At 71.3% G+C, this 5,797-nt stretch carries 4 protein-coding genes; all 4 read left to right on the top strand.

Annotation, left to right across the window (positions count from 1 at the left end; translation table 11 throughout):
* The first annotated feature begins 195 nt into the window (after positions 1 to 195).
* A complete protein-coding gene (locus tag APY03_RS11230) occupies positions 196 to 2,088 on the top strand; it encodes a TolC family protein (RefSeq protein WP_068676808.1) in 1,893 nt (630 codons plus the stop codon).
* Complete coding sequence (locus APY03_RS11225) at positions 2,085 to 2,864, top strand: efflux RND transporter periplasmic adaptor subunit (RefSeq protein WP_083944281.1); 780 nt, start codon at positions 2,085 to 2,087, stop codon at positions 2,862 to 2,864. Before APY03_RS11230 ends, APY03_RS11225 begins: the two co-directional genes overlap by 4 nt.
* Positions 2,865 to 2,889: 25 nt before the next feature.
* Complete coding sequence (locus tag APY03_RS11220) at positions 2,890 to 4,242, top strand: HlyD family efflux transporter periplasmic adaptor subunit (protein ID WP_068676807.1); 1,353 nt, start codon at positions 2,890 to 2,892, stop codon at positions 4,240 to 4,242.
* Positions 4,236 to 5,797 (top strand): site-2 protease family protein (locus APY03_RS11215; RefSeq protein WP_232324231.1); only part of this gene is annotated, 1,562 nt, incomplete at its 3' end. The genes APY03_RS11220 and APY03_RS11215, both read left to right, overlap by 7 nt.

The following is a 5,797-nucleotide window of genomic DNA, read 5'->3' as shown; positions in this document are numbered from 1 at the left end:
GGCGGCACGGCCCGCCGATGCCGCACCTTCCTTCTCCGGCCGGCTGGCCGCGAGCGCTGCCGAGCGCGGCACCGTGCGCGACCTCGTCCGCGTGCAGCAGCACGAGCCGGTGCGCGTCACGGTGCCGGGAGCCCGGTCGTGATCGCGAGCGCACCCCTCGGACCCATCTTCGAAACCCGACATGAGAGACCCAGCGTGAAGAACTTCAAGCAATCCAGACTCCCCGGCGTCCCCAGCCTGATGGCAGTGGCCGTCGCCATCCTCCTCGCGGGCTGCAGCGTCAATCCGGTTCAGGTGACGCCGGACGAGGTGGCGCAGCGCGTCGCCAATGACCAGGCGCAGATGTACAAGGACCAGGCGCCGGTCTCCGGGCCGATCAGCTATTCCGGCGCACTGGCCCGGGCGCTCAAGTACAACCTCGACTACCGCCTCAAGCTGATGGAAAGCGCGCTCGCACGTGGGCTGCTCGACGTCTCGGCCGCCGACATGCTGCCCAAGCTGGTGGCCGACGCCGGCTACAACGACCGCAGCAACGATTCGGGCGGCACCAGCATCGGCATCGAGGACCGCGTCGTGAGCCTGCGGCCCTCCACCTCGGAGGAACGCTCGCACTACTACGGCCGCGCCACGCTGTCGTGGAACGCGCTCGACTTCGGCCTGGCCTACTTCCGCGCCAAGCAGGCGGCCGACGAGGTCAACATCGCCGAGGAGCGCCGCCGCAAGATCCTGCAGAACATCGTGCAGGACGTGCGCAACGCGTACTGGCGCGCGCTCGGTGCGCAGCGACTGCTCGCCGACGCCGACCAGCTCGCCACCCGCATCGAGGACGCGCTCGCGAAGTCGCGCGAAGCCGAGCGCGCCGGCGTGCTGCCGCCCGCGCAGGGCCTGGCCTACCAGCGCGCGCTGCTCGACGCGATGACGCTGGTCAACCTCAAGCGCCAGGAAATGCAGTTCGCCAAGCGCGAGCTCGCCGCGCTCATGAGCCTGCCACCCGGCACCGAGTTCACCCTGGTCGACGGCCCCGTGGACGCGCTGGCCCCCGCCACGCTCGACATCGACAAGCTCGAGCGCGCCGCGCTGGAGAACCGGCCCGAGCTGCGCGAGGAGGACTACAAGGCGCGCGTCGGCGTCAACGAGACCAAGAAGCAGATTGCCGCGCTGTTCCCCAGCCTCAACCTGTACGCCGGCCCGCGCTACGACTCCAACGAGCTGCTCTACAACAGCAGCTGGAGCGATGTCGGCGTGAGCGTCTCGATGGACCTGTTCCGCCTCGCGGCCATTCCGGCGATCAAGCGCACCAATGAAGCGCGCGTGCGCAACGACGAGGCGCGCCGCCTCGCGCTCTCGATGGCCGTGATCACGCAGGTGCGCGTGTCGGTCGAGCGCTACAAGCTGGCCCTGGTGGACCAGGAGCTCGCGGCCGAATCGAGCCGCGTGGACCAGCGCCTGGCGAGCGTCTCGCGCGCCGGCAGCAGCAACCGGCTCGAAAGCGAGCTCGAGTCCCTGCGCACCGATTCGCGTGCGCTGGTCTCCCGCTTCTACCTCGCCACCGCCTACGCCGCGACGCAGGCCTCTTATGCCCGCGTGCTCAATTCGGTCGGCATCGACCTCCTGCCCGACAGCGTGACCGGCACCGACCTGCCGACCCTGGCGAAGGCCATCGACAACAGCCTCGCCGAAGGCGAGAAGGTGGCCTTCGTGCAGACCGCCGCGGTGCAGACCGCCAGCCGTCCGATCGTCGTGCGCGTGGAGAACCTGCCCACTGGCGTGAGCGAGGCCACGGTGCGCAGCGCCGTCGAGCGCATCGTCACCCGCAACGAGCTGCAGACGGCGCAGGGCGGCGACGCCCTGGCACTGACGCTCCGCTTCGAGCGCGTGGATTCGCGCGCCACCGCGCGTGCGCAGTGGCGCGTGACGCTGTCGGAGCCGGGCGGCCGGCAACTGCTGTCGCAGCGCTACGCGAGCTTCCTGCCCAACGCGCCCACCGAGCGTGCGCTCGGAGCCTTCGCCGAGGCGGCGACGCTGTCGGTGATCTCCGACGTGCGGCGCCTGTCGCGCAGCGGCGCCTCCGTGGCGCAGAAGCCGTGAAGGGAACCGCGAGGCTTTTGGGCCTGCTCGCTCTCTGCGTGAACGGCTTCGGCCTGCAGCAGGCCGCTGCCGAGCCGGTGCCGTCGCGTGCGTCCCTGCAGGCTGCGCCCAGCGCCGCGCCGGTGCGCTTCCTCGTCGTGGCATCGCAGGAAAGCATCCTCTCCGCGTCGGTCGCCGGGCGCTTTGCCAAGGTTTCCGCGAACCTGGGCGACACCGTGCGCGCGGGTCAGCTGCTGGCCGCCTATGACTGCGCCGAGGTCCAGGCGCGGCGCGATGCGGCACGCGCCGAGGCCGAGGCCGCGCGGGTGCAGTACGAGGCCAAGATGAAGCTGCAGGGCCTGCAGTCGGCGGCCGAGGTCGAGGTCGAGCTCGCCGCGGCCAACGTCAACAAGGCGCAGAGCCAGATCCGCATCTTCGACGCGCAGCTGGGCCAGTGCGCCTTCGTGGCCCCGTTCGCGGGCAAGGTCGCGCGTGTGCATGTCAAGGTGGGGCAGGGCGTGAATCCCGGAGCGCCGGTGGTGGAGCTTGTCGGCAGCGGCCCGCTCAAGGCGCGGATGAACGTGCCCTCGCAATGGCTGGCCTGGCTCAAGCCGGGCGAGCGGCTCGAAGGCATGGTCGACGAGACCGGCAGCGCCTGCGAGCTCAAGGTCACGCGCGTAGCCGGGCGCGTCGACGCGGTGAGCCAGACGGTGGAGATCGAGACCGAGCTCGCGAGCGCGAGCGGCCAGGTGCTGCCCGGCATGAGCGGCCAGGTTCACGCGCCGGCGCGGCGTTGAGCCTGGCCCGCCGCGGAAAGAGGCCATGACCGACCTGGCGTTCCATGCGCTTGCCGCGAAGGTGCGCGCGGCTCCCCGCGCGGCCGACCTCGCCTTCGTCATCTGCAATGAGACCCACGCGCTCGCCAGCTACCGGCAGGCGGCGCTGGTCGGCTACTTCGGCGCGCGGCGCACGCGGCTGGTGGGCCACTCGGGGCTGGCCGACGTCGAAGCGGATTCCCCCTATGCGCTGTGGCTCGCGGAGGTCGCCGACCACCTGCGGCCGCAGCTCGATGCGCTGCCCGCCGCGGCGCCCGTGCTGGCGCTGGCGCCGTCGATGCTGCCGCCGGCGCTCGCTGCCTCGTGGGCCGACTGGCTGCCCGGGCAGGTGTGGGCGCTTCCGCTCGCGGGGCCGGATGGCCGCGTGCGCGCGGTGCTGTTCCTGGCGCGCGAGAACCCGTGGCCTGTCGAGTTCGACGCAACGGCGCCCGAGTACCTGCTGCTGCAGGCTGCGGCGACCTATGGCCATGCCTGGTGGGCCTTGACGGGCCGGCGGCGCTCGATCGGCACGCTGTGGCAAGGGCTCTGGGCCCGCAAGGCGCTGCGCTGGTCGCTGCTGCTGCTTCCGCTGCTGCTGCTCGTGCCGGTGCGCGAGTACGCGCTGCTGCAGGCCGAGGTGGTCTCCCTGCGCAGCCAGGTGATCGCCTCGCCGCGCGACGGCGTCATCAAGCGCATGGTGGTGCCGCCCAATACGCCGGTCGAGGCCGGGCAGACCCTCGCCGAGCTCGACGACACCACGCTCTTCAACCGCCTGGCCGTGGCGCAGGCTGCACTGGCCAGCGCGCGGCTCGAGCTGCACCAGGCCTCGCAGCGCGCCATCGAATCGCAGAGCGCCAAGGCCGAGCTCAACCTGGCCGAAGGCAAGCTGCGCGAGCGCGAGGTCGAGGTCGCCGGATTGCAGCGCGAGGTGGCGCAGCTGTCGATCAAGGCACCGGCGCAGGGCGTGTTCGTCTATTCCGATCCCGACGACTGGGCGGGGCGGCCGGTGCAGACCGGCGAGCGCGTCGGGCTGCTGGCCGACCCGGCCTCGCTGGGCGTGCAGGCGTGGGCACCGGTCAGCGAAGCGGTCAACCTCGCGCCGGGCGCGCCGATGACGCTGTTCCTGCGCGTCGCGCCGCTCGATCCTGTTTCCGCGCGGCTCGACTACGCCGGCTACCAGGCGGTCGAGGCGCCGAACGGGGTTGCGAGCTACCAGTTGCGCGGACATCTGGAAGAGACGGCGCCCGTCACCCGCATCGGATTGCGCGGCACGGCGCGCGTGTCGGGCGACTGGATCGTGCTGGGCTACCTGATGTTCCGGCGCCCCTTCGCGGCGGTGCGGGAGTGGTGCGGATGCTGAGCCATGCCGCCGCCGGTCCCGCGCCCTGGCCCTCGCTGCGCGAAGAACTGCAGATCCATGCGGCGGGCGCGAACCGCGACGGTTCGCCCGCGTGGCACATCTGCGATCCGGTGCGCAATCTCTTCTTTCGCATCGGCTGGCTCGAGTTCGAGATCCTGCAGCGGTGGCGCCTGGCTGATCCGCAACGCATCGCCCGCGAGGTCGCGGATGCCACCACGCTGGCGCCGGCGCCCGACGACGTGGATGGGTTCCGAAGCTTCCTCGAGCGCCATCAACTGCTGAGCGCAGCGCGGCAGAAGGCGCCGATGCCGCTCTGGCGATGGCTGCTCAACAACTATCTGTTCATCCGCATCCCGCTGGTGCGGCCCGCGCAGTGGCTGCAGCGGCTGCTGCCTTGGGTGGGGTGGCTCTTCACGCGGTGGTTTGCAGGCCTCAGCGCACTCGCCGCAGTCGGTGGCCTGGTGCTCGCGGCGCGGCAGTGGGACACAGTCGAGGCCAACTTGCGTGGCGCACTGAGCTGGGATGGCGTGGTGGGCTTCGCAGGCGCGCTGATCGTGTCCAAGCTGCTGCACGAGCTGGGCCATGCGCTGGTCTCCACCAAGCTGGGCGTGGGCGTGGGCCACATGGGCGTGGCGCTGCTCGTGATGTGGCCCATGGCCTACACCGACACCGGCGAGAGCTGGAAGCTGGAGCGCTCGCGCCATCGCTTCGCGATCGCCTCGGCGGGCATCGCCTCCGAACTGGTGCTGGCGGCGTGGTCGACCCTGCTCTGGGCCTTCCTGCCCGATGGCGATCTGCGCAGCGCGCTGTTCTTCCTGGCCACCACCGCCTGGGTGATGACCCTGCTGATCAACGCGAGCCCCTTCATGCGCTTCGACGGCTACTACATGCTGGCCGACGCGATCGACTTCCCGGGCCTGCACGAGCGCGCGGGGCAGCAGGCGAGGCACTTCCTGCGGCGCTGGCTGCTCGGGCTGGACGACCCGCTGCCGGAGACGCTGTCGACCGGCTTCCGCCGGCTGCTGATCGCCTTCGCCTTCGCGACCTGGCTCTACCGGCTGGTGCTGTTCGTCGGCATCGCGCTGGTGGTCTACCACGCCTTCTTCAAGGCCCTGGGCGTGTTCCTCTTCTTCGTCGAGATCGCCGTCTTCGTCGGCCGACCAGTGATGGCCGAACTGCGCGTGTGGCGCGAACGGCGCGCCGAGATCCCGCGCCGGCGCAAGCGCGGATGGCTGCTCGCAGCCGTGGCGGGGGGGCTCGTGCTCTGGCTGCCATGGCATGCAAGCATCAGCGCACCAGGCGTGATCAAGGCCGGCTCGGAGCAGCCCGTCTATTCGCCGTTCGCGGCACGCGTCACGGCACTGGACATCGCGGACGGCGCCGACGTGCAGCCCGGTCGCGAATTGCTGATGCTCGATGCCCCGACGCAGGCCGAGGAACGCGACAAGGCGCGCGCCCTGGCCCTGGCCTACACGCGCGCCGCGCGCGGTGCGCTGGGCCTGGAGGAGGGCCCGGCAGCGCAGCTGGCCGTCGCCGAGCAGCAGGCGAGCCGCTG

Origin of the sequence: Variovorax sp. WDL1 (assembly GCF_001541225.1) — a bacterium.
In the GTDB taxonomy this organism is placed as follows: Bacteria; Pseudomonadota; Gammaproteobacteria; order Burkholderiales; family Burkholderiaceae_C; genus Variovorax.
Note: the sequence above shows the minus strand (reverse complement) of the source record. Positions and strands in the feature narration are given on the sequence as shown.

What these genes read in the sequence shown, in the direction of transcription:
- APY03_RS11220 (WP_068676807.1), top strand. Translation starts at nt 2,890, where the DNA reads ATGACCGACCTGGCGTTCCATGCGCTTGCCGCGAAGGTGCGCGCGGCT.